We start from the raw sequence: 20758 nt of genomic DNA, 5'->3' as shown, positions 1-20758 counted from the left end.
GGCTAACATCACACGCGATCCAGCCAATGAAGGAGTTCCGCATGGTGCGTCCGATGTTTCCGGGCCCTGGTGCAATGCAGAGTCGGCCGCGCACGCGCCGGTTCGTGCCGATGCTCGTCGCGTCGCTGTCGTTTGCCGCCGCCGGCCTCGGCGCGGCCGGCAGCGCGCGCGCGGCGATGAATTTCTGCGCGGCGCCGGCACTGCAGGCGAGCGAGACGACCCAGGCCGAGCCGGGCGTGCAGGCGCTGATCCGCAGCGTCGACGCGCGCATCGGCGAGCAGCCGAAGGCGATGGCGCGCGTGCACACCGAGGGCACGCTGCCGCACGAAGGCATCTACGACCAGAGTGCCGCCGCGCTGAAGGACATGGACCTGATGCGCGACGCGGCGCTCGCGTGGCGCGTGACGAACGCGCCGCGCTACCTGCAGCTCGTCGACCGCTTCCTTTCCGCGTGGGTCGCGACCTACCAGCCGAGCTTCAACCCGATCGACGAGACGCGCTTCGAAAGCCTGATCGTCGCGTACGACATGACCGCGAGCGCGCTGCCGGTGAAGACCCGCAACGCGACGGCGGCGTTCATCGCGAAGCTCGGCGCCGGTTATGTCGCGCAGATCGACGCGCAGAAGCGCCCGCTCGCCGGCACCTGGCGCAACAACTGGCAGAGCCACCGGATCAAGCTGATCGCGCTGTCCGCGTTCACGCTCGGCGACCGCAGGATGATGAACGCCGCGCAGCGGCTGTTCGTCGAGCATCTTGCCGACAATATCGGCCCGGACGGCAAGACGTGGGACTTCGAGGAGCGCGATGCGCTGCACTATGCGGTGTACGACCTTCAACCGCTGGTGACGGCCGCGCTCGCCGCGCGCCGCTTCAACCGCAACTGGCTGCGCGAACGGGGCGCGAACGGCGCGACGCTCGCGGCCGCGCTCGACTGGCTCGTGCCGTACGCGCTCGGCGAGAAAACCCACGAGGAATTCGTGAATTCGCCGGTGCCGTTCGACGCGAAGCGCCGCGAGGCCGGCCTGCCGGGCTACACGGGGCAGTGGGACCCGAAAAACGCCACGGAACTCTTTCATCTGGCCGCGCGGCTCGACGGGCGCTATGCCCGCGTCGCGCAGCAGCTTTCCCCAACGCCGCCCGCATGGCTCGCCGCGTGCCTGCCATTGCAGGCGCGCTAGCACTACTCTTAAAGCAAGGCAGGTATCGAAATGGCAGTCAGCGTGTTTGACCTCTTCAAGATCGGCATCGGTCCGTCCAGTTCGCATACGGTCGGACCGATGCGCGCGGCGCTGATGTTCGTGCAGGGCCTCGAGCGCGACGGGCAGCTCGACGCGACCGCGAGCGTGAAGGTCGAGCTGTACGGCTCGCTCGGTGCCACCGGCAAGGGCCACGGCACCGACCGCGGCGTGATGCTCGGCCTGCTCGGCGACGCGCCCGACACCGTCGATCCCGAAACCATCGACGCGCGGCTGGAAGACGTCCGCAAGTCGAAGCAGCTCGCGCTGCTCGGCACGCATCCGGTGCCGTTCGTGCTGAAGGAGAACATCGCGTTCTACCGCCAGGCGCTGCCCGAGCATCCGAACGGGATGAAGCTGCGCGCATCCGACGCGAACGGCGCGGTGCTGGTCGAGCGCACGTACCTGTCGGTCGGCGGCGGCTTCGTCGTGACGGCCGGTGCACCGAACACGAAGGTGCTGAGCGCGGCCGAGCAGATGACGCACCCGTTCCGCACCGGCGCGGAGCTGCTCGCGCTGACCGAATCGACCGGCAAGTCGATCGCGCAGCTGATGTGGGAAAACGAGCGCGCGTGGCACACCGAGGAAGAGACGCGCGACGGGCTGCTGAAGATCTGGGCCGTGATGCAGTCGTGCGTGTCGCGCGGCTGCGGGATCGGCAACCCCGAGGCCGACGGCAACCTGCCCGGCCCGTTCCAGGTCAAGCGCCGCGCGCCGCAGCTGTACCGCACGCTGACGGGAAGCCCGGAGCGCGCGCTGCAGGACCCGCTGTCGATGATCGACTGGATCAACCTGTACGCGATCGCGGTCAACGAGGAAAACGCGGCCGGCGGCCGGGTCGTCACCGCGCCGACCAACGGCGCGGCCGGCATCATCCCGGCCGTGCTGCACTACTACACGCGCTTCACGCCCGGCGCGAACGAACAGGGCGTGATCGACTTCCTGCTGACGGCCGCCGCGATCGGCATTCTTTACAAGCTCAACGCGTCGATCTCGGGCGCGGAAGTCGGCTGCCAGGGCGAAGTGGGCGTCGCCTGCTCGATGGCGGCCGGCGCGCTCGCGGCCGTGCTCGGCGGCACGCCGCACCAGGTCGAGAACGCGGCCGAGATCGGGATGGAGCACAACCTCGGCCTCACCTGCGACCCGGTCGGCGGGATGGTGCAGATCCCGTGCATCGAGCGCAACGCGATGGCGTCGGTGAAGGCCGTCAACGCGGCGCGCATGGCGCTGCGCGGCGACGGCTCGCACTACGTGTCGCTCGACTCCGTGATCAAGACGATGCGCGAGACGGGCGCCGACATGAAGACGAAGTACAAGGAAACGTCGCGCGGCGGGCTGGCGGTGAATATCGTCGAGTGCTGAACGCCCCCGGGCCCATCGCTTCGCGCCAGGCCCCCGAGGGGCTTATTCCCCAAAGGGCCTCACTTCGAGGCGGAGAACCTGGAGCGACCCCGCTTTTTCTTGAGAGCGCCATGCATCACGGCCACTGCCGCCGCGCATGCAATACGCGGAGAATCTCCACGATGTTGTCGGCCGTCCGGATGCGATACACGAGCACGTAGTTCGGCGCGACCACCAGCTCGCGCGTGCCCGCCACGCGCCCTTGCCGATACAGCTCGGCGCGCGCGGGCAATGCCGCAGCCCGCTCCTCCAGCCGCTCGTCCAGCTCGAGCGCGGCCAGCGGGTCGTCCCGGCCGATGTAGTCCATGATCGCGGCGCGGTCCTCGCACGCCTTCGGATGCCAATGCAGCGCGAGGGTCAAGCAGCATTACCCCGCTTGCCCGCGATCCGTTGGCGCAGCGCGGCACGGCGCGACGCGAACTCCGCGCTGACCTCGGCATCGGGAATCGACGGGCGCGGATCGTCCAGCGCCTGCTGCACCTGCTCGCGAAACCAGCGGTCGTGGACAGCCGCTTCATGGGCCGCTTTCAGCGCGGCCGCACGATCGGGCCGGGTCGCCCGGCCGGCTGCATCCGGGTCGAAATCCGACGCGTCCACATCGAACCGGCTGATGCCGATATCGCGCAGAAACCCGACCAGCGTTTCAAAACGGCGGAACACGCGCACGTCGCCGCGCTTGGCCGACAGGAGCCGTTCGCTTGCGCCGCAACGGGCCGAAACGGCCCAGCCGTTGCCGCAGCCGATCACACGCGCGGCGCGCACGGCGCCGGCCTCGACGAGCTGGACGAGCGTCTTTTGATCGATCGTTTCGGTTGCCATGATGGATCCTCGATCCCGTGAGTCATTCCCGGAAATTTTACTATTGAACGGCCTCCCGATTTATTGTTATTCGGGAAACACGACATCGATGATCGAGACCCGTATTCACCTCGACATCCGCAGCCCTCAATTCTCCCTGTCGAGCGATCACGCACAAGCTGCCCTTTCGGCCAACCGCAACCGGTCAACGCGGGCGACGCGCCGTCCGAATCCCTCCGTGTTCCGACACTTTTCACCGGCCGGCGTACCGGCGCCCCACCGACAGGCGTAAGCTGTACGTCCCGCTACCCAGGGAGACGGCAGCCCATGTCGCATTCCAAGGATCTCGAGCCGCGCGCCACCACCGGTGCGCGACTGCTCGTCGATGCGTTGCTCGCCAATCACGTCGAACGCGTGTTCTGCGTGCCGGGCGAGAGTTTCCTCGCCGTACTCGATGCGCTGGCGGACGACACCGCGCGCATCCAGACGGTCGTCTGCCGTCACGAGGCGGCCGCCGCGAACATGGCCGAGGCCGTCGGCAAGCTGACCGGCCGCCCCGGCATCGCGTTCGTCACGCGCGGGCCCGGCGCGACGCATGCGTCGATCGGCGTGCACACCGCGTTCCAGGATTCGACGCCGATGATCCTGTTCGTCGGCCAGTGCGCGCGCGAGCACCTCGACCGCGAAGCCTTCCAGGAAATCGACTACCGCCGGATGTTCGGCCAGATGGCGAAATGGGTCGCACAGATCGACGATCCGCGCCGCATCCCCGAATACCTGAGCCACGCGTTCCACGTCGCGATGTCGGGCCGGCCCGGCCCGGTCGTGCTCGCGCTGCCGGAAGACGTGCTGTCCGAAGCGTGCGCGCCGCAGCCCGTCGTGCCGGCCGCGAAACGCGTCGCCGCCGCGCCGTCGGCCGCGCAGATCGACGAGCTGCGCGAGCGGCTCGCGCGCGCGGAACGGCCGTTCGCGATCATCGGCGGCAGCGGCTGGACGCCCGGCGCGTGCGCGAACCTGCGCACCTTCGTCGAGCGCTGGCAACTTCCGGTCGCGTGTGCGTTCCGCTACCAGGACACGATCGACAACGCGCACCCGAACTACGCGGGCGACGTCGGGCTCGGGATCAATCCCGCGCTTGCGAAGCGCATCCGCGACGCCGACCTGCTGCTCGTGATCGGGCCGCGCCTCGGCGAAGCGACGACCGGCGGCTACACGCTGCTCGACATCCCGAAGACGCGCCAGACGCTGATCCACGTGCACCAGGGCGCGGACGAGCTTGGCCGCGTGTATGCGGCCGACCTGCCGATCGTGTCGGGGATGCCCGAGATCGCCGCGCCGCTCGCCGCGCTCGAACCGCCCGAGCGCCCCGCGTGGGCCGGCGCGGCCGCCGATGCGCATCGTGCGTACCTCGCATGGCACGCGCCGCTGCCGATGCCCGGCGACGTCCAGCTCGGCGACGTGATGGTGCAGTTGCGCGAGCGCCTGCCGCACGACGCGATCCTGACCAACGGCGCCGGCAACTATGCGATCTGGCTGCATCGCCACTTCGCGTACCGGCACTACCGCTCGCAGCTCGCGCCGACGAGCGGCGCGATGGGCTACGGGATCCCGGCCGCGCTCGCCGCGAAATCGCTGTACCCGTCGCGAACCGTCGTCGCGCTCGCGGGCGACGGCTGCTTCATGATGGCCGGCAACGAGCTTGCCACCGCGATGCAGTACGGGCTGAACATCGTCGCGATCGTCGTCAACAACGGGCATTTCGGCACGATCCGCATGCATCAGGAGCGCAACTACCCGGGCCGCGTGCACGGCACGGGGCTCACGAATCCCGATTTCGCCGCGTATGCGCGCGCGTTCGGCGCGCATGGCGAGACGGTCGAGCGCACCGCCGATTTCGCGCCCGCGCTCGAGCGCGCGTTGACCTGCGGGTTGCCCGCGCTGATCGAGATCCGCATCCCGCAGGACGCCAGCACGCCGGCCGCGACGCTCGAACAGATCCGCGAGCAGGGCCGCCGCGCGCGCGGCGGATGACGGTGGAAATGCGCACCGCGCCGCCCGTCGCCGCGCTGTCGCACGACGACGCGCTCGCGCTCCCCGGCACGCTGCTCGCGCCCGACGGCACGCTCGTCGCGCCGTACGACATCGAACACGGCGATGCCCGCGCCGTCGGCCACGTGCCGGCCGCGGCCGCGCTCGGCCTGCTGCACGCCGCGCACCAGCCGTTCCGGCTCGACTACGACGGTGTGCGGCATGTGCATGTGATCAACGGGATGGGCGTCACGCTCGGCGATTCGGTGATCGGGCTGACCGCGCTCGCCGCGCTGCGCGCAGCGCACGCGGGCCTGCGCTTCACGGTGTACCGGCCGGCCCGCGCGCCGCGCTATGTCGATGCGCTGTATGCGCTCGCGGCCGATATCGTCGCGCCGTCGCGCGCGCTGCCGTGCGCCGTCGACGCGCTGCCCGCGGACGCGCCGTGCATCGACGTCGGCAATCACCTGTACTGGCCCGCATTCGCACGGTTGCCGATGATCGATTTCTTCCTCGACGCGCTCGGTGTCGATCCGGCCGCCGTGCCGGCCGCCGCGAAGCGCAACCGCTGGCTCGCGCGGCTGCCGCTGCCCGCGCTGCCGGCCGCATGGCAGCGGCCGTACGTGCTGTTCTGTCCGAGCGCGAGCACCGCGGTGCGCAGCGTGCCGCCCGCGCTGCGCGCGGCGTTCGTGGAGCGGCTCGCGCAACGCTACGGGCTGCCGGTGGCCGGGTTCGGGCCCGTCGCACATCCGGCCTACACCGACGTGAGCGGCAACGCGACCGACACCGCGCGCTTCATCGCTTGGGTCAAGGGTGCAAGGCTGCTGTTCGCGCCGGACACGGCCGCGCTGCATCTCGCCGATGGTTTCGACGTGCCGACGCTCGCGTGTTTCACGACGATCGGGCCGGCGCTGCGCGTGCGCGACTATCCGCATTGCGTGGCGGTCGAACTCGACGTGCCGGCCGAATTGCGCGGGCTGCATCGCAGCGAGCGGCCGGACGATCTCGCGGCGATCGAAGCCGCGTATCGCGCGTTCGACTGGGATGCGCTCGCGTGGCCGGCGCCGCGCGAAGCGGCCGCGTCAACCGGATAAGAAAACAGGACGCGGCAGCCAGCCGGAAGGCCGGCGCCGCCGCCGTCACCCCGCCGCGACCATCACCGCGCGGTCGCGCAGCGTCTCCGACGGCCGCTTGCCGAACAGCCGCCGGTAATCGGTCGCGAACTGGCTGAGATGCCAGAAGCCCCACGCCTCCGCGACGTCCTGCACCGAGCCGGCCGCGCGGCCGCACAGGTCGCGCCGCGCGCCGTTCAGCCGCAGCGTGCGCAGATAGGTCGCGGGCGCCATCCCGAGCACATCCTGGAAGCAGTACTGCAGCGTGCGCCGGCTCACGTGCAACTGCTCGCACAGCTCGGGCACGCCGACCGGGCGCGTGCGGTGCGCGAGCACGTAGTCGCGCGCCTGTTCGACGATCCAGCGGCGTGTCGACGGCGCACGGCCGGCGCCGTCGTCGCCCGGTTGCGCGCATGCATCGAACAGTGCGGCCAGCACCTCGGCCTGCAGGTCGTCGCGCTGCGCATCGGGCAGCGGGCCGGTCACGGCCACCGCGCCATCGAGCCGGCGGCCGAGCAGCGCGCACAGGCGCGCGAGCCGCGCATCGCCGACCTGCATCACGCACTGCGTGAACAGCCGCTCGTCGAGCGCGCAGCGTTCGACCTCCTCCGCATAGCGGCGCAGCACATCACCGCGCACGACGACGCCGTAGATCGAGAACTGCGCGGGCGTCAGCAATTCGAATTCGACATTGCCGGGCCGGAACGCAAGCGCGCCGGGCCCGATGCGGCATGCGTCGACACGCGCCGTGCTGTCGCACACGAGCGGAATGCCGAACCAGTACGCATCGCCGCGCACCTCGCATGCCTGGCGCAGCAGGTGGCTCGTCGATTCGCGAAACAGCTTCATCGTGTCGAGCGGCAGCTCGGTCAGCGTGCCGACGAAGCGGCCGGCCGCGAGCTGGTCGTAGGTCTGCCGCCAGCCGATCAGGTTGCGCGCCTGCTCGTCCGCGTCGTGCGCGACGCTGACGACGGCCTGCCCGGCCGGTGCGTCGTCGCCTTGCGCGTTGCGACGCGTGTCTTCGGCCGTCGGTTCTTCGATACTCGCCACGTGTTGGTCCATCGTGTTCTCCCTCACCTGCCCGGAACCGCGCCTGTCACGCAATTCCCGTGCCGAACCGCGCGGCCCGGCGAACAACCCGTCATTTCACACTGCCCGGCCGGTGCGCGCGATGCGGGCGCACCCGAAGACGGCGTGCCGCGCACGCCGCCGGTGCGATCCGCGCTGCGACCGCGCATATCCACCGCCGCCGGCTACCCGACTACCCGCTACCCGCGCTACCCGGCCGGCTTCAGCCGCACGACCCGCGTGCCGCAGTTGCCAAAGGCCTGCGCAACCGCCAGCTCGACGATCGCACTGCCTGCCGGCCAGGGCGCCGCATCCGTTTCGGGCAATTCGGCACGCAGCGTCGCGCGGCCGTTGATCCGGTAGCGGATGCCGCGCACGAAATCGACGAACAGCAACCCGACACCGCTGCCGTCGCACGCTGCCGCGTCGATCCGGCTGCCGTCGCCGCGGGCGGGCAACGCAAACCGCAGCGTCTTCGTGTCGACCACGCGGACGACGGGCAGCAGGTCGCCGTTCGCGTCGCGCAGGCTCTGCACGATGTCGCACGTCACGGATGCGCGTCCGCCGCATGCGGCGCCGACGAACATGAACGGCTGCGATTCGACGAACTGCCGCACGCCGATGCTCACGCGCGTCGTGACGACGTCGCTCATCCGCTCGGCTTCGTCGGCCACGCCGAAGCGGTGCTGCGCGTCGAGTTCGCCCGCGTGGAATACGGGGTGGCGCGGAAAGGATCGGGGCGGTTCTGCCATGCCGGTTCTCGTTACACGCTTCGGCGCACCGTGCCGCCGCGAACGCGCGGCTGCCGGTATCGTTTCCGGCGCTGGCCGCGACGATGCGCGGCCAGCGCCGGGGGTCGGATATCGAAGTCGAACATGGCGAAGCGCCGGGTGACCGGATGGCCGGTAGTCCGCGCATCGCAACCGCGTGTGCGCCGCTCGACGGCCGGGAAATCGTCACCCGGCCGTCGAACGTTCAACGCAGCCCGCGCATCGCGCGTGTCACCGCCGAACACCGGCAACCGTACGGCCGGCACTGCTCTGCCGACCGGCCGGCCCCGGCGCTTCGCCACTGCGTTGACGACCAGGTCAGAAGAACCCGAGCGCCTCGGCCTGGTAGCTGACCAGCAGGCACTTCGTCTGCTGATAGTTCGACAGCGCCATCTTGTGCGTCTCGCGGCCGATCCCCGACTGCTTGTAGCCGCCGAACGCCGCGTGCGCGGGGTACAGGTGGTAGCAGTTGGTCCACACGCGGCCGGCCTCGACCTCGCGGCCCATCCGGTACGCACGCGTGCCGTTGCGCGTCCACACGCCCGCGCCGAGCCCGTAGAACGTGTCGTTCGCGAGTTCGATCGCTTCCTGCTCGTCCTTGAACGTCATCACCGATGCGACCGGCCCGAAGATCTCTTCCTGGAACACGCGCATCTTGTTGTTGCCGAGCAGCATCGTCGGCTTCACGTAGTAGCCCGTGTCGAGGCCGGCGGCCGGCGCCGTGCGTTCGCCGCCCGTCAGGCATTGCGCGCCTTCGCCGCGGCCGATGTCGATGTACGACAGGATCTTGTCGAGCTGCTGCTGCGACGCCTGCGCGCCGATCATCGTCTGCATGTCGAGCGGGTGGCCGGACTTGATGCGCTCGACGCGAGCGACGGCCTTCTCGATGAAGCGCTCGTAGATCGATTCCTGGATCAGGATGCGCGACGGGCACGTGCACACTTCGCCCTGGTTCAGCGCGAACATCGCGAGCCCTTCGAGCGCCTTGTCGAGGAACGCGTCGTCCTGGTCGAGCACGTCGGCGAAGAAGATGTTCGGGCTCTTGCCGCCCAGTTCGACCGTCGACGGGATCAGGCTCTCGGCCGCCGCGCGCAGGATGTGCTTGCCGACCGGCGTCGAGCCCGTGAACGCGATCTTCGCGATCCGCTTGCTGGTCGCGAGCGCCTCGCCCGCTTCCTTGCCGAAGCCGTTCACGATGTTGATCGTGCCGGCCGGGAACAGGTCGCCGATCAGTTCCATCAGCACGAGCACCGACGCAGGCGTCTGCTCGGCCGGCTTCATCACGACGCAGCAGCCGGCCGCGAGCGCCGGCGCGAGCTTCCACGCGGCCATCAGCAGCGGGAAGTTCCACGGGATGATCTGGCCGACGACGCCGAGCGGCTCGTGGAAGTGGTACGCGACGGTGTTGTCGTCGATTTCGGAGATGCCGCCTTCCTGCGCGCGGATGCAGCCCGCGAAGTAGCGGAAGTGGTCGATCGCGAGCGGCAGGTCGGCCGCCATCGTCTCGCGCAGCGGCTTGCCGTTGTCGATCGTCTCGGCCACGGCCAGCAGCTTCAGGTTCTTTTCCATCCGGTCGGCGGCGGCGAGCAGCAGGTTCGCGCGCTCGGCCACGGACGTCTTGCCCCACTTGCGGCGCGCGGCATGCGCGGCATCGAGCGCCAGCTCGATATCGTCGGCGCCCGAGCGCGGGATGCGGCAGAACGGCTGGCCGTTGATCGGCGACACGTTCTCGAAATACTCGCCCTTCACCGGCGCCACCCACTTGCCGCCGATGTAGTTGTCGTACTGCTGACGGTACGGGTATTCGACGTCGAGGCCCAGTTGCTTCAGGTCAAACGGGTTCATACATGTCTCCTGTTCATCGTGCTTGTGTCAGTACAGCGCCGGTTGGATCGCGCTGCACCCGTTTACGCAACATGCGTGCCAAACGGACGGGAGCGGAACGAAAGCACGACGACCACGGCCGGCCCGCGTGCGCGCGGTGCCGTGTTCACGCATGCAGCACGGCGGGTGTGCCGATTCGGAACACCGCGATGGCGCAGCGACGTGGCCGGTGTTCGGATTTTCCACAGTGGCTGTGCCGGACGGCACCGGTACGTGGGCCGCGACGCGTGGCATGTCGCTTGCGTGCGAATCGCGCATCCACACGCAGCGGCGTTCGCGTCGACCGACACCATGAGCGACTCCGGCCCCCTGACCGACGATGCAATCGCGTCCATCCGCGAGCAGGCGTTCCTGATCGTCGCGACCGCCGAGGCGGCGGGCAACAGCGACTGCTCGTACCGCGGCCGCCAGCCGCGCGCCGACGGTTCGTTCGAGCCGCTCGTCGACGTCCCCGACTGCCGCACGCTCGTGCTGCCCGACTTCGCGGGCAACAACCTGTTCAACACGATCGGCAACCTGCTCGTGAATCCGGCCATCGCGCTGCTGTTCGTCGATTTCATGCGCCAGACGACCTGGCTCGTGCAGGGCCGCGCGACGATCGACGAGGATGCGGGAAGCCGCGCGCATCTGTGGCCCGATGCGCGGCGCTATGTGGTGATCGAGGTGGAGCACGCGCAGGTGCGCGCGGATGCGGCGCTGCCGCCGCTCGTGCTGGCGTGACGTGACGCGTTTGGCGGATCGTCGGCGCGCGAAGGTGGTGATGCAGCGCTGCACGGGAGCTCCGGCTGCCATCGCCAAAGCGCCCATGCGCAACGACGCGACGCTCAACGCCCGTGCGTCTCCGCGCAGACCGGTTCGATCCGGCTGCGCGTGGGCACGTCGGCTGGCGCATGCCCGTCCGCGTCGTCGCCCGCTTCAACCGCCGGCCGCCCACCGAGAAACGCGAACACCACCACCGCGCACAGCACCGTGACGACGGCCAGCCCGGTCAGCAACCGATCAAACGCGTGCGTATAACTCGCGAGCAGCGCCGCATGACCGACGCCCGGCAACGCAGCAGCCGCGCCCGCCAGATCGCCGGTCGCGAGCCGCGCGGCCGCACGCAGCGTCGCGTCGGGCGTGCCGGCGACACCAGCCGCCTGCCGCAGCCCGGTCTGCGCGAGCGCGGCCAGCACCGCGCCGACGATCGCGAGCGCGATCCCCTCGCCGGCCACGCGCGTCGTGCTGAAGATCCCCGTCGCCATCCCCGCGCGCTCCTTCGGCACGACGCTCACCGACAGCCCGTCCATCAGCCCCCACGGCATCCCTGCGCCGACGCCGATCGCGAGCATCGGCGCGATCGCCGCCGGCCCCGCACCGCCGCGCAACGCGACGCCCAGCCACACGAGACCGCCCGCCGCGACCACCAGCCCGAGCGCCGAGATCACGCCGGCCGACAGCCAGCGCGTGAGCGTCGCCGCGACGAACGGCACGACGAGCATCGGCGCGGAGATCGCGAGCATCAGCCAGCCGGCGTCGATCTCGCTGAAGCCGTCGATGCCGATGAAGCGCAGCGGCAGCACGACGAGCAGCACGATGTAGCAGCAGCAGGTCGACACCGGCAGCACCTGCACGCCGACGAAGCGCGCGATGCGGAACAGCGACAGGTCGAGCATCGGCCGCGCGACGCGCGTCTCGATCATCACGAACGCGCATGCGCCGAGCGCCGCACCGGCCAGCAGCACGATCACGAGCGTGCTCGTCCAGCCGCGCGCGGGCGCCTCGATCACGCCGAACGTGAACAGCGTCAGCGCGGCGGTAAACGCGGCCGTGCCGGGCCAGTCGAGCCCGGTCGCGTGCGGGTCGCGCGACTCGCGCATGCGCGGCAGCCCGAACCCGAGCGACAGCACGCCGGCCACCGCGCTCGTGACGAAGATCGCGCGCCAGCCGTAATGCCCGATCAGGGCGCCGGCCAGCACGGGCCCGAACGCGAGCCCGATGCCGAAGGTCGTGCCGAGCAGGCTGAACGCGCGCGTGCGCGCCGCGCCGTCGAATTCCTGCGCGAGCGCGGCCGTACCGCCCGCGAGCGCCGCGGCTGCCGCGAGCCCTTGCGCGCCGCGCAGCAGGTCGACCGCGAGCATCGACGGTGCGAACGCAAGCGCAACCGACATCAGCGTGAAACCGCCGACGCCGATCGCGAACAGCCGCTTGCGGCCGAACTGGTCGGCCAGCGCGCCGGCCGCCATCAGGCAGCTGCCGAACGCGAGCATGAACGCGTTGGTGATCCAGTTCATCGCGACCGTGCCGCCGTGCAAGTCGCGGCCGATCGCCGGCGTCGCGACCGCGCCGCCCGAAAACGACAGCGGCAGCGCGACGGCGGCCATGCAGACGGCGGCCAGCACCCACGCGCGCCGCCGCGCCGAAACCGCCGATACGGCTGAAAACGGGTGATCCATCATCGCTCCTCGAAACGCCGGCGCGGATGCGCCGCCAGAGCGACAGAAGATAAATCCGATTCAATCCGCGAAAAACCACGCGAAGTTCCAGATATAACGGACTAGAATTCCGCAATTCACTCGGCCGCGCCCGTCGGCGCATGCACTTCGATTCGATGGAAAACCTGACCGGCATCGTCGCCTTCGTCCGCACCGCCGACGCGCTGAGCTTCGTCGCGGCCGGCCGCGCGCTCGGCATCTCGGCGTCGGCGGTCGGCAAGACGATCGCAAAGCTCGAGCAGTCGCTTGGCGTGCGCCTGTTCAACCGCACGACGCGGCGCGTCACGCTCACTGAAGAGGGGCGGCACTTCTACGAACGCTGCCAGCGGATCCTCGAGGATTTCCGCGATGCCGAAGCGACCGTGACGGCATCGGCGCAGCGCCCGCGCGGCAAGCTGCGCGTGAGCCTGCCGGTGATCGGCTACCGCTTCCTGCTGCCCGTGCTGCCCGAGTTCCGGCAGCGCTATCCGGATGTCGAGCTCGATCTCGATTTCAACGACCGGATGGTCGACGTCGTCGAAGGCGGCTTCGATGCGGTGATCCGCAGCGGCCCGCTGTCGGATTCGAGCCTGATGTCGCGGCGGCTCGGCCCGTTCGCGTTCGTGCTGTGCGCAACGCCCGCGTATCTCGCGCAGGCCGGCACGCCGCGCACGCCGCGCGATCTCGAAGCGCACGAATGCGTGCGCTACTGCTTCCCGACCACCGGCAAGCTGCAGGACTGGGCGCTCGCGGCCGACGACGGCACGCCGCTGAAGCTGCGCACCGCGATGACCTGCAACAACATGGAAGCGCTGCGCGGCACCGTGCTCGCGGGGCTCGGCATCGGCTACATGCCCGATTTCCTCGCGCGCGACGCGCTCGAACACGGCGCGCTCGTCACCGTGCTCGACGACTTCCGGATCGCGCCGGGGCAGTTCTCGATCGTGTGGCCGTCGAGCCGGCAGTTGTCGCCGAAGCTGCGCGTGTTCGTCGATTTCCTGTGCGAGCGGCTGTTCAGGTAGCCGCCCCACGCGCAGTCGCGCACCGCGCTGTCACGCCGCGCCGATCCGCTCCGCTTCCGCCGGCGGCAGCAGCGCGTCGCTGTCGTCCTTCAGCCCGACGCCCGTCAGCTGGAGCCTGCGCGCATGCGTCATCAGGTAATGCAGCTTGTGCGCGGCGGCCGCGTGCGGCAGCCCTTCGGGCCGCACGTTCGAGATGCAGTTGCGCAGCGCATCGTGGCAGCCGACCTTCGGCGCCCACGTCAGGTACACGCCGAGGCTGTCCGGCGAGCTGAGCCCCGGCCGTTCGCCGATCAGCATCGCAACCACCTTCGCGCGCAGCAGCTCGCCGATCTCGTCGCCGAGCGCAACGCGCGCCTGCTTCGCGACCACCACCGGGCCGATCCGCCAGCCGTCCGCGTCGAGCCTTGGGCGCACCGCCTGCAGCAGCGGCAGCGCCTGCTTCGCGGCCGCGAACGCCGACAGCCCGTCGCCGACCACGAACACGACGTCGGGCGCCTCGTCGAGCGCCGCGCCGTAACCGGCCAGCAGCCCGCGGCTGTCGTCCGACAGCTTGCGGCCGAGATCGGGCCGGCGCAGGTAGTGGTCGCGGTCCGGCGCAGCGCTCTGCACGCCGAGCGTCGGCAGCAGGCCGGCCGCCTCGATCTCGCGCCGCAGCGCGTCCGCATCGAGCGGCTGGTGCACGGCATCGCGCGCCTGCGCGTGCGACAGGTTGAAGGCCAGCAGCGGCGCGGTCGGCAGGCTGTTACCCGCGCGGCCGAGCGCGATCCGCGCGTTCGTGAACGACTTCAGCTGACCCCACGGATTCTTTTCGACGGCATCGCTCATGCTGACAACCCCATCCAGTCGTTCGCGCCGGCCAGAAGCGGCACGCGGGCCGACGCGGCGCGCAGCGCGCCGTGCGAATCGGCGATCTCCATCGTCTCCAGCCACTCCTCGAACTCCGGCGCGCGGCGCAGGCCGAGCACCTCGCGCACATAGAGCTGATCATGGAACGACGTGCTCTGGTAGTTCAGCATCACGTCGTCCGCGCCCGGAATCCCCATGATGAAGTTGATGCCGGCCGCGCCGAGCAGCGTCAGCAAGGTATCCATGTCGTCCTGGTCGGCTTCCGCGTGGTTCGTGTAGCAGATGTCGCAGCCCATCGGCACGCCGAGCAGCTTCCCGCAGAAGTGATCCTCGAGCCCCGCGCGGATGATCTGCTTGCCGTCGTACAGGTATTCGGGCCCGATGAAACCGACCACCGTGTTCACGAGGAACGGCTCGAACTTGCGCGCAACGGCATACGCGCGCACTTCGCAGGTTTGCTGGTCGACGCCGTGATGCGCATTCGCCGACAACGCGCTGCCCTGGCCCGTCTCGAAGTACATGAGATTGTTGCCGACGGTGCCGCGCTTCAGCGACAACGCGGCCTCATGCGCCTCGCCGAGCAGCGCGAGCGAGATTCCGAAGCTCGCGTTCGCCTTCTCGGTGCCCGCGATCGACTGGAACACGAGATCGACCGGCGCGCCCTTCTCGATCGCCGCGATCGTGTTGGTCACGTGCGTGAGCACGCACGACTGCGTCGGCACGCCGTAGCGTTCGCGGAACCCGTCGATCATCGCGAGCAGCTTCATGATCGCCGCGAGGCTGTCGGTCGCCGGGTTGATGCCGATCATCGCGTCGCCGCAACCGTACATCAGCCCGTCGAGCATCGACGCGGCGATCCCCTTCACGTCGTCGGTCGGGTGGTTCGGCTGCAGCCGCACCGACATCCGGCCGGCCAGCCCGACCGTGTTGCGAAAGCGCGTGACCACGCGGCGCTTCCTTGCCGCCGCGATCAGGTCCTGGTTGCGCATCAGCTTCGACACGGCCGCGACCATCTCCGGCGTGAGGCCCGGCGCGATCCGTTCGAGCGCCGCGCCGCCGGCCGCGGGCGACAGCAGCCAGTTGCGGAAATCGCCGACGGTGAGATGCGAGATTTCCGCGAACGCGGCTGCGTCGTGATCGTCGACGATCAGGCGCGTGACCTCGTCGTCTTCATACGGGATCACCGCTTCGTTCAGGAACGCCTTCAGCGGCACGCCCGCGAGCGCGATCTTCGCGGCGACGCGCTCCTCCTCGCTCGCCGCCGCGACGCCGGCGAGCTGGTCGCCGGAACGCAGCGGGCTCGCCTTCGCGAGCAGCGTCTTCAGGTCCGCGAAGCGGTACGTGCGCGGACCGATCGTCTCCGTATAGGACATCGTGCGAGTCTCCTTGCCAAAAGCCGACGGCGCGCCCGTTCGACGGGGCGCGCCGGATGCCGTCAGGAACGGCCGTTCACGTTCGCCATGCTCATTCCTCCAGCAGCGCGTCGCCCGGCGCACTCTCGCGCTGCGAACGGGTCGCGAGGAAGTACGCGTAGCCCACCGCGAGGAAACCGAGGAACACCAGCGCGACCAGCCCGTTGAAGTACACCATCGTACCGAGACAGATGACCGCCGCAAGGATCGCGAATGCCGGGAAGATCGGGTACAGCGGTGCGCGGAACGGCCGCGCCATGTTCGGCTGCGAGCGGCGCAGCTTGAACAGCGACGCCATGCTCACGATATACATCACGATCGCACCGAACACCGACATCGTCACGATGTTCGCGGTCAGCGTCTGCCCGCCGAACTGGATCAGCTCGTCGCTGTAGATCGCCGCGATGCCGACCACGCCGCCCGCGAGAATCGCGCGATGCGGGGTCTTGAAGCGCGGATGCACCTTCCCGAGCCACTCCGGCAGGTAGCCTTCGCGAGCCAGCGCGAAGATCTGGCGCGAATAGCCGAGGATGATCCCGTGGAACGACGCGACGAGCCCGAACAGCCCCAGCCACACGAGCATGTGCATCCAGCCGCTGTTCGCGCCGACGATGTACTTCATCGCCTGCGGCAACGGGTCGTTGATGTTCGCGAGCTTGGTCCAGTCGCCCGCGCCGCCGGCGAACACCATCACGCCGATCGCGAGTGCAACGAGGGTCAGGATCCCGGCCACGTAGGCGATCGGAATCGAGCGCTTCGGGTTCTTCGCTTCCTCGGCGGCCATCGCGACGCCTTCGATCGCGAGGAAGAACCAGATCGCGAACGGGATCGCCGCGAACATCCCGTGGAATGCGCCGACGCTGAAATGATCGGCGCCCGACCAGCCGCCCTTCATGAAGTTGCTCCACGCGAAGCCCGGCGACACGACGCCCATGAACACCAGCAGCTCGAAGATCGCGAGCAGCGTGACGACGAGCTCGAACGTCGCGGCGATCTGCACGCCGACGATGTTCAGCGCCATGAACACGAGATACGCGCCCATCGCCGCGTGCTTCGGTTCGAGCCCCGGGAACTGCACGTGCAGGTACGCGCCGATCGCGAGCGCGATCGCGGGCGGCGCGAACACGAACTCGACGAGCGTCGCCGCACCGGCAAGATAACCGCCGGTCGGGCCGAATGCGCGGCGTGCATACGCGAACGGGCCGCCCGCGTGCGGGATCGACGTCGTCAGTTCGGTGAAGCTGAAAATGAAGGTCGTGTACATCGCCGCGACGAACAGCGCGGTGACGACGAAGCCCAGCGTACCGGCACTCGCCCAGCCGTAGCTCCAGCCGAAGTATTCGCCGGAAATCACGAGGCCGACCGCGATGCCCCACAGTTGCCAGGTCCCGAGCGTCTGCTGCAGCGCGGGCTGGCCGGACGACTTGGCGCCGGCGGCGGGCCGGCCATTCGACTCTGCTTTCATCGGACTCTCTCCTCAAATGCGCCGGGCCTGCCGGCCTGCGCGACTGAGAATCGATGCTAGAGAGTCATTAAACGACGTGTTATCGAAATTCGGCAAAGATCGCGGCTGACATTTCGCTGACGGAAACGCCAACCGCGGTCGTCGCGCGTGCCGTCCGGCCGCACGACGCGGCCGGGTCCCCCACGCTTACTGGCCGCCGCTGCGCTGGTTGAACCAGCGGTCGAGCAGCTTGCCGGCCGCTTCGCGGCCGCCGAGGCCGAACGACAGCGCGACGGCCACCGCGATCGCGCCGAGCACGAGGCCGAACGCGAGCTGAACGATCTCGTTCGCGATGCCCATCGCGCGCAACCCCATCGCGAACACGAGGCCGAGGATCGCGAATTGCGCGATGCGCGCGAACAGCACGCTGTGCTCGCGGTCGGCCTGCTCGATCACGCGGCGCGCGAGGCCCGCGAGCCACACGCCGATCACGAGGATCACGCCGCCCATCAGCACATGGCCGCCGAATTCGATGAACAGCGTGACAACGTCGCGCACCTGCGAGAAGCCGAGCCGGTTCGCGGCTTCGACCGACGCGAACAGCATCGCGAAGAACACGATCAGCCGCGCGACCAGCACCGACGGCTGCAGGATCCCCGAGAACACGCGTTCGACGCCGAGCACGGCCGGCAGCCCGTCGGCCCCGGCGGCTTCCAGCAGCTTCTGCGCGAGCGACGCGACGAAGCGCGCGAAGTAGAACGTGACGAGCACGATCACGATCGCCGCGACGATGTCCGGCACCGCGCCGAGGAACTGGTTCAGCATGTTGGTCGCCGGGCCCGAGATCGCGTCGATCTTCAGCGCGTCGAGCGCGGAGATCAGCGTCGGCACGAACACGAACACGTAGACGATCGTGCCGACCAGGCTCGACACGCGCACCGGCGTCGGGCTGTCGAGACGCTGCGTGAGGCGGTCGGCGCCGGCGGCGACGAGCAGGTTCGTCACGAGGCCGCGCAGCACGCGCGCGACGACCCAGCCGACGAAGCCGATCACCGCGGCCGCGAACAGGTTCGGCACGATCGCGAGCAGCTTGTCGACCATCCCCTGCACCGGCGACAGCAGGCCCGACAGCGCGAACGACGCGAGGATCGCCGGCAGGAACATCAGGATCACGAGCCAGAACAGCACGTCGCCGAGATAGCCGCTCATCGGCTGCATGCCCGCGCCTTCGGACAGCTTGTCGTCGATCTTGCTGGCCTTCAGCGCACGGTTCGCGAGGCTGCGCAGCAGCGACGCGATGAGCCACGCGATCAGCGTCAGCGCCGCGCCGCCGATCAGGTTCGGCAGGTAGTTGACGATGTGCGTGACGAGCAGCGAGAACGGATTGGAGACCGCGTACAGGTTGAGCACGTTGAAGATGCCCACCGCGGTGACGAGCAGCACGAGCCAGAACAGGCCGCCGGCGATGATCCGCTCGACATACGCGCCCTGGCCGGTGCTTTCGTTGATCCGCTGGTCGACCTTCAGCGCGTTGAGCAGGCGCAGTGCGCCGGCCCGCACCACCACCGCGATCAGCCAGCCGATCACCAGGATGCCGATCGCGCCGGCGATCTTTGGCAGATATCCGCCTAGCGTGGTCTGCAGCGACGTGATGAAGCTGGAAGCATCCATTTCTTGTTCTCCCGAAAAGCGTGGCGTTGCGATTGAACATCGACGAACTACCTGCGTACTCCGAAAAACATGTGTTGCCGCTCGAGCAACTTACCCGAGAAAAATGACGCCTTCACCCGATTTCACCGTCTTTAACTTTAGTTGTTGATCGCAGGGGGGCAAGACCCCATTTCGGCAAAATAAAAAGGGTCCGATTTATCGGCCGCTACGCATTTCCGCAAGATTTATCCATCCGGGCCGTGCTACCGTGGCGTCGGTTCTTGCCCGGACACGTCGATGACAGTCGAAACGAAAACCGACAAACCCGCGTGGATCCGCTATGCGGCCAGTGTGGCGCGCGTTCACGAGTACATCCGCGCGCACCTCGACGGCCCGCTCGACCTGAACCGGCTCGCCGAAGTCGCGTGCCTGTCGCCGTATCACTGGCAGCGCGTCTACCGGGCGCTGTACGGCGAGTCGATCGTGCTGACGGTGCGACGGATGCGGATCGTGCGTGCGTCCGAGGATCTCGTTTGCACGGCGCGGCCGATCGACGAGATAGCGCGGCGCGCGGGCTACGGGTCGACGCACGCGTTCGCCCGGGCGTTTCGCGACACATACGGCGTACCGCCCGCGCAGCACCGGCTTACGGGCGTTCACCGGCCCATCTATCCGCTACAGAGAGGAGAGGAAGACATGTTCAAGCATGAAGTCGAGATCCGGCGCCTGCCGGAACTGCGCGGCTACGCGGTGGCGCACACCGGCGCGTACATGAAGGTCGGCGACGCGTTCGCGCGGATCGGCGCGTGGGTCGGGCAACACGGGCTGATCGGCCCGGGCGCGAAGATGATCGGCATTTTCTACGACGATCCGGACACGACGCCGGAAGCGCAGTTGCGCGCGAAGGCCTGCTTCACGCCGGCCGACGGTGCGCCGGACGTCGAGCCCGTGCCGCCCGTCGAGCGCGTGACGGTAGCGGGCGGCGAATACGCGGTGCTGCTGCATACGGGGCCGTATGCGGACCTGACGACGGCCTACCAGTGGCTCTACGGCGACTGGCTGCGTCACTCGGGCCGCGAAGCCGCCGACGCGCCGCCGTTCGAGCTGTACCTCAACACGCCGATGGATGCGGCGCCGGCCGACCTGCGCACCGAGATTTACCTGCCGCTGCGCTGATCGAAGGGCCGGTGCGCCGGCCCTGAAACGAAGCGCGCCCGCCGGCGTTCACCCGCCGCCGGCCCGGATGGCAGGCACGCTCAGGCGGCCTGCGTCCCGCACCCTGGGCAGAAACGCGCGTCGGCAGCCAGCGCCGCGTGGCAGCGGCTGCAAGCCTTGCCGCGCTGCGCCGCACCGCACTGCGCACAGAAACGCGCATCCGCCGCGTTGAGCGCGCCGCAGCCCGCGCACGCAAGCTGGCTCAGCGGTACGTTGCCGCCCTGCCCACCGTTACCGTCGGCCGGCGCCTGCCAGCCCCAGCCGTAACGATCGCGGCCGCGCGCGTCGTGGCCGCCGTGTCCGTCCCGGCGCTGCCCGCCGTGATGCCCGCTGCCGCTACCGCCGCTTCCGCTGTTGCCGTGCCCGCTGCCATGGCCACCGCCGTGGCCGCCCAGGATCCGTTTCAGAAAGCTCATCGCA

Annotated in this window: 18 protein-coding genes; 7 read left to right on the top strand and 11 right to left on the bottom strand. The window is 69.3% G+C overall.

Annotated features, from left to right (window positions below; genetic code table 11):
- Window positions 1-41 precede the first annotated feature (41 nt).
- Window positions 42-1178 carry an alginate lyase family protein gene (locus ABD05_RS06740; protein WP_047901110.1) on the top strand — a complete coding sequence of 379 codons (1137 nt, stop codon included), beginning with the start codon at window positions 42-44 and terminating at the stop codon, window positions 1176-1178.
- A 30-nt stretch (window positions 1179-1208) separates the two neighbouring features.
- Window positions 1209-2597 (top strand): L-serine ammonia-lyase, encoded by a 1389-nt coding sequence (locus ABD05_RS06735; RefSeq protein ID WP_047899489.1) that lies wholly within the window; start codon window positions 1209-1211, stop codon window positions 2595-2597.
- 115 nt (window positions 2598-2712) lie between these two features.
- On the opposite strand, the gene ABD05_RS06730 is transcribed toward ABD05_RS06735, so the two are convergent.
- Both ABD05_RS06730 and ABD05_RS06725 read right to left on the bottom strand, forming a co-directional pair.
- Complete coding sequence (locus ABD05_RS06730; RefSeq protein ID WP_047899488.1) at window positions 2713-2997, bottom strand: type II toxin-antitoxin system RelE/ParE family toxin; 285 nt, start codon at window positions 2995-2997, stop codon at window positions 2713-2715.
- Window positions 2994-3455, bottom strand: a complete 462-nt coding sequence (locus ABD05_RS06725; protein WP_047899487.1) for an antitoxin PaaA2 family protein — start codon at window positions 3453-3455, stop codon at window positions 2994-2996. Before ABD05_RS06725 ends, ABD05_RS06730 begins: the two co-directional genes overlap by 4 nt.
- A 306-nt stretch (window positions 3456-3761) precedes the next feature.
- Between ABD05_RS06725 and ABD05_RS06720 the strand changes: the two genes are divergently transcribed.
- Together ABD05_RS06720 and ABD05_RS06715 are read left to right on the top strand one after the other, a co-directional pair.
- Entirely contained in the window at window positions 3762-5465 is a 1704-nt protein-coding gene (locus ABD05_RS06720; RefSeq protein ID WP_047899486.1) for a thiamine pyrophosphate-binding protein, read from the top strand.
- Complete coding sequence (locus ABD05_RS06715) at window positions 5462-6556, top strand: glycosyltransferase family protein (RefSeq protein ID WP_047899485.1); 1095 nt, start codon at window positions 5462-5464, stop codon at window positions 6554-6556. Before ABD05_RS06720 ends, ABD05_RS06715 begins: the two co-directional genes overlap by 4 nt.
- Window positions 6557-6601: 45 nt before the next feature.
- On the opposite strand, the gene ABD05_RS06710 is transcribed toward ABD05_RS06715, so the two are convergent.
- The 3 genes from ABD05_RS06710 to exaC all read right to left on the bottom strand — a co-directional run bounded on the left by ABD05_RS06710 (window position 6602) and on the right by exaC (window position 10257).
- Window positions 6602-7636: a helix-turn-helix domain-containing protein gene (locus tag ABD05_RS06710; RefSeq protein ID WP_047899484.1), complete on the bottom strand. Its 1035-nt coding sequence runs from the start codon at window positions 7634-7636 to the stop codon at window positions 6602-6604.
- A 215-nt stretch (window positions 7637-7851) separates the two neighbouring features.
- Window positions 7852-8394 (bottom strand): hypothetical protein, encoded by a 543-nt coding sequence (locus tag ABD05_RS06705; RefSeq protein ID WP_047899483.1) that lies wholly within the window; start codon window positions 8392-8394, stop codon window positions 7852-7854.
- 336 nt (window positions 8395-8730) lie between these two features.
- Window positions 8731-10257 (bottom strand): acetaldehyde dehydrogenase ExaC, encoded by a 1527-nt coding sequence (exaC, locus tag ABD05_RS06700; protein ID WP_047899482.1) that lies wholly within the window; start codon window positions 10255-10257, stop codon window positions 8731-8733.
- A 330-nt stretch (window positions 10258-10587) separates the two neighbouring features.
- On the opposite strand from exaC, the gene ABD05_RS06695 reads away from it, so the two are divergent.
- Entirely contained in the window at window positions 10588-11016 is a 429-nt protein-coding gene (locus tag ABD05_RS06695) for a pyridoxamine 5'-phosphate oxidase family protein (protein ID WP_238594100.1), read from the top strand.
- Between the two features lie 104 nt (window positions 11017-11120).
- Here ABD05_RS06695 and ABD05_RS06690 read toward each other — a convergent pair whose 3' ends face one another.
- Entirely contained in the window at window positions 11121-12731 is a 1611-nt protein-coding gene (locus ABD05_RS06690) for an MFS transporter (RefSeq protein WP_047899481.1), read from the bottom strand.
- A 155-nt stretch (window positions 12732-12886) separates the two neighbouring features.
- Here ABD05_RS06690 and ABD05_RS06685 point away from each other — a divergent pair, with 155 nt between their 5' ends.
- Window positions 12887-13771, top strand: a complete 885-nt coding sequence (locus tag ABD05_RS06685) for a LysR family transcriptional regulator (RefSeq protein ID WP_047901108.1) — start codon at window positions 12887-12889, stop codon at window positions 13769-13771.
- 30 nt (window positions 13772-13801) lie between these two features.
- On the opposite strand, the gene eutC is transcribed toward ABD05_RS06685, so the two are convergent.
- The 4 genes from eutC to ABD05_RS06665 all read right to left on the bottom strand — a co-directional run bounded on the left by eutC (window position 13802) and on the right by ABD05_RS06665 (window position 19144).
- Window positions 13802-14596, bottom strand: a complete 795-nt coding sequence (gene eutC / locus ABD05_RS06680; RefSeq protein ID WP_047899480.1) for an ethanolamine ammonia-lyase subunit EutC — start codon at window positions 14594-14596, stop codon at window positions 13802-13804.
- Window positions 14593-15990, bottom strand: a complete 1398-nt coding sequence (locus tag ABD05_RS06675) for an ethanolamine ammonia-lyase subunit EutB (protein ID WP_047899479.1) — start codon at window positions 15988-15990, stop codon at window positions 14593-14595. Before ABD05_RS06675 ends, eutC begins: the two co-directional genes overlap by 4 nt.
- A gap of 91 nt (window positions 15991-16081) precedes the next feature.
- Complete coding sequence (gene eat, locus ABD05_RS06670) at window positions 16082-17494, bottom strand: ethanolamine permease (protein ID WP_047899478.1); 1413 nt, start codon at window positions 17492-17494, stop codon at window positions 16082-16084.
- 186 nt (window positions 17495-17680) lie between these two features.
- Window positions 17681-19144, bottom strand: a complete 1464-nt coding sequence (locus ABD05_RS06665; RefSeq protein WP_047899477.1) for a mechanosensitive ion channel — start codon at window positions 19142-19144, stop codon at window positions 17681-17683.
- 276 nt (window positions 19145-19420) lie between these two features.
- Here ABD05_RS06665 and ABD05_RS06660 point away from each other — a divergent pair, with 276 nt between their 5' ends.
- Window positions 19421-20299 (top strand): AraC family transcriptional regulator, encoded by an 879-nt coding sequence (locus ABD05_RS06660; protein WP_047899476.1) that lies wholly within the window; start codon window positions 19421-19423, stop codon window positions 20297-20299.
- Between the two features lie 80 nt (window positions 20300-20379).
- Here the strand turns inward: ABD05_RS06660 and ABD05_RS06655 are convergent, their stop codons facing one another.
- Window positions 20380-20754: a zinc ribbon domain-containing protein gene (locus ABD05_RS06655; RefSeq protein WP_047899475.1), complete on the bottom strand. Its 375-nt coding sequence runs from the start codon at window positions 20752-20754 to the stop codon at window positions 20380-20382.
- Window positions 20755-20758: the final 4 nt, after the last annotated feature.

The organism is Burkholderia pyrrocinia (genome assembly GCF_001028665.1).
In the GTDB taxonomy this organism is placed as follows: domain Bacteria; phylum Pseudomonadota; class Gammaproteobacteria; order Burkholderiales; family Burkholderiaceae; genus Burkholderia; species Burkholderia pyrrocinia.
The sequence above is the reverse complement of the archived record's forward strand: the minus strand, read 5'-3'. Positions and strand labels throughout refer to the sequence as shown.

What these genes read in the sequence shown, in the direction of transcription:
- ABD05_RS06740 (WP_047901110.1), top strand. Translation starts at nt 42, where the DNA reads ATGGTGCGTCCGATGTTTCCGGGCCCTGGTGCAATGCAGAGTCGGCCG.
- ABD05_RS06735 (WP_047899489.1), top strand. Translation starts at nt 1,209, where the DNA reads ATGGCAGTCAGCGTGTTTGACCTCTTCAAGATCGGCATCGGTCCGTCC.
- ABD05_RS06725 (WP_047899487.1), bottom strand. Translation starts at nt 3,455, where the DNA reads ATGGCAACCGAAACGATCGATCAAAAGACGCTCGTCCAGCTCGTCGAG.
- ABD05_RS06720 (WP_047899486.1), top strand. Translation starts at nt 3,762, where the DNA reads ATGTCGCATTCCAAGGATCTCGAGCCGCGCGCCACCACCGGTGCGCGA.
- ABD05_RS06715 (WP_047899485.1), top strand. Translation starts at nt 5,462, where the DNA reads ATGACGGTGGAAATGCGCACCGCGCCGCCCGTCGCCGCGCTGTCGCAC.
- ABD05_RS06710 (WP_047899484.1), bottom strand. Translation starts at nt 7,636, where the DNA reads ATGGACCAACACGTGGCGAGTATCGAAGAACCGACGGCCGAAGACACG.
- ABD05_RS06705 (WP_047899483.1), bottom strand. Translation starts at nt 8,394, where the DNA reads ATGGCAGAACCGCCCCGATCCTTTCCGCGCCACCCCGTATTCCACGCG.
- exaC (WP_047899482.1), bottom strand. Translation starts at nt 10,257, where the DNA reads ATGAACCCGTTTGACCTGAAGCAACTGGGCCTCGACGTCGAATACCCG.
- ABD05_RS06695 (WP_238594100.1), top strand. Translation starts at nt 10,588, where the DNA reads ATGAGCGACTCCGGCCCCCTGACCGACGATGCAATCGCGTCCATCCGC.
- ABD05_RS06690 (WP_047899481.1), bottom strand. Translation starts at nt 12,731, where the DNA reads ATGGATCACCCGTTTTCAGCCGTATCGGCGGTTTCGGCGCGGCGGCGC.
- ABD05_RS06685 (WP_047901108.1), top strand. Translation starts at nt 12,887, where the DNA reads ATGGAAAACCTGACCGGCATCGTCGCCTTCGTCCGCACCGCCGACGCG.
- eutC (WP_047899480.1), bottom strand. Translation starts at nt 14,596, where the DNA reads ATGAGCGATGCCGTCGAAAAGAATCCGTGGGGTCAGCTGAAGTCGTTC.
- ABD05_RS06675 (WP_047899479.1), bottom strand. Translation starts at nt 15,990, where the DNA reads ATGTCCTATACGGAGACGATCGGTCCGCGCACGTACCGCTTCGCGGAC.
- eat (WP_047899478.1), bottom strand. Translation starts at nt 17,494, where the DNA reads ATGAAAGCAGAGTCGAATGGCCGGCCCGCCGCCGGCGCCAAGTCGTCC.
- ABD05_RS06665 (WP_047899477.1), bottom strand. Translation starts at nt 19,144, where the DNA reads ATGGATGCTTCCAGCTTCATCACGTCGCTGCAGACCACGCTAGGCGGA.
- ABD05_RS06660 (WP_047899476.1), top strand. Translation starts at nt 19,421, where the DNA reads ATGACAGTCGAAACGAAAACCGACAAACCCGCGTGGATCCGCTATGCG.
- ABD05_RS06655 (WP_047899475.1), bottom strand. Translation starts at nt 20,754, where the DNA reads ATGAGCTTTCTGAAACGGATCCTGGGCGGCCACGGCGGTGGCCATGGC.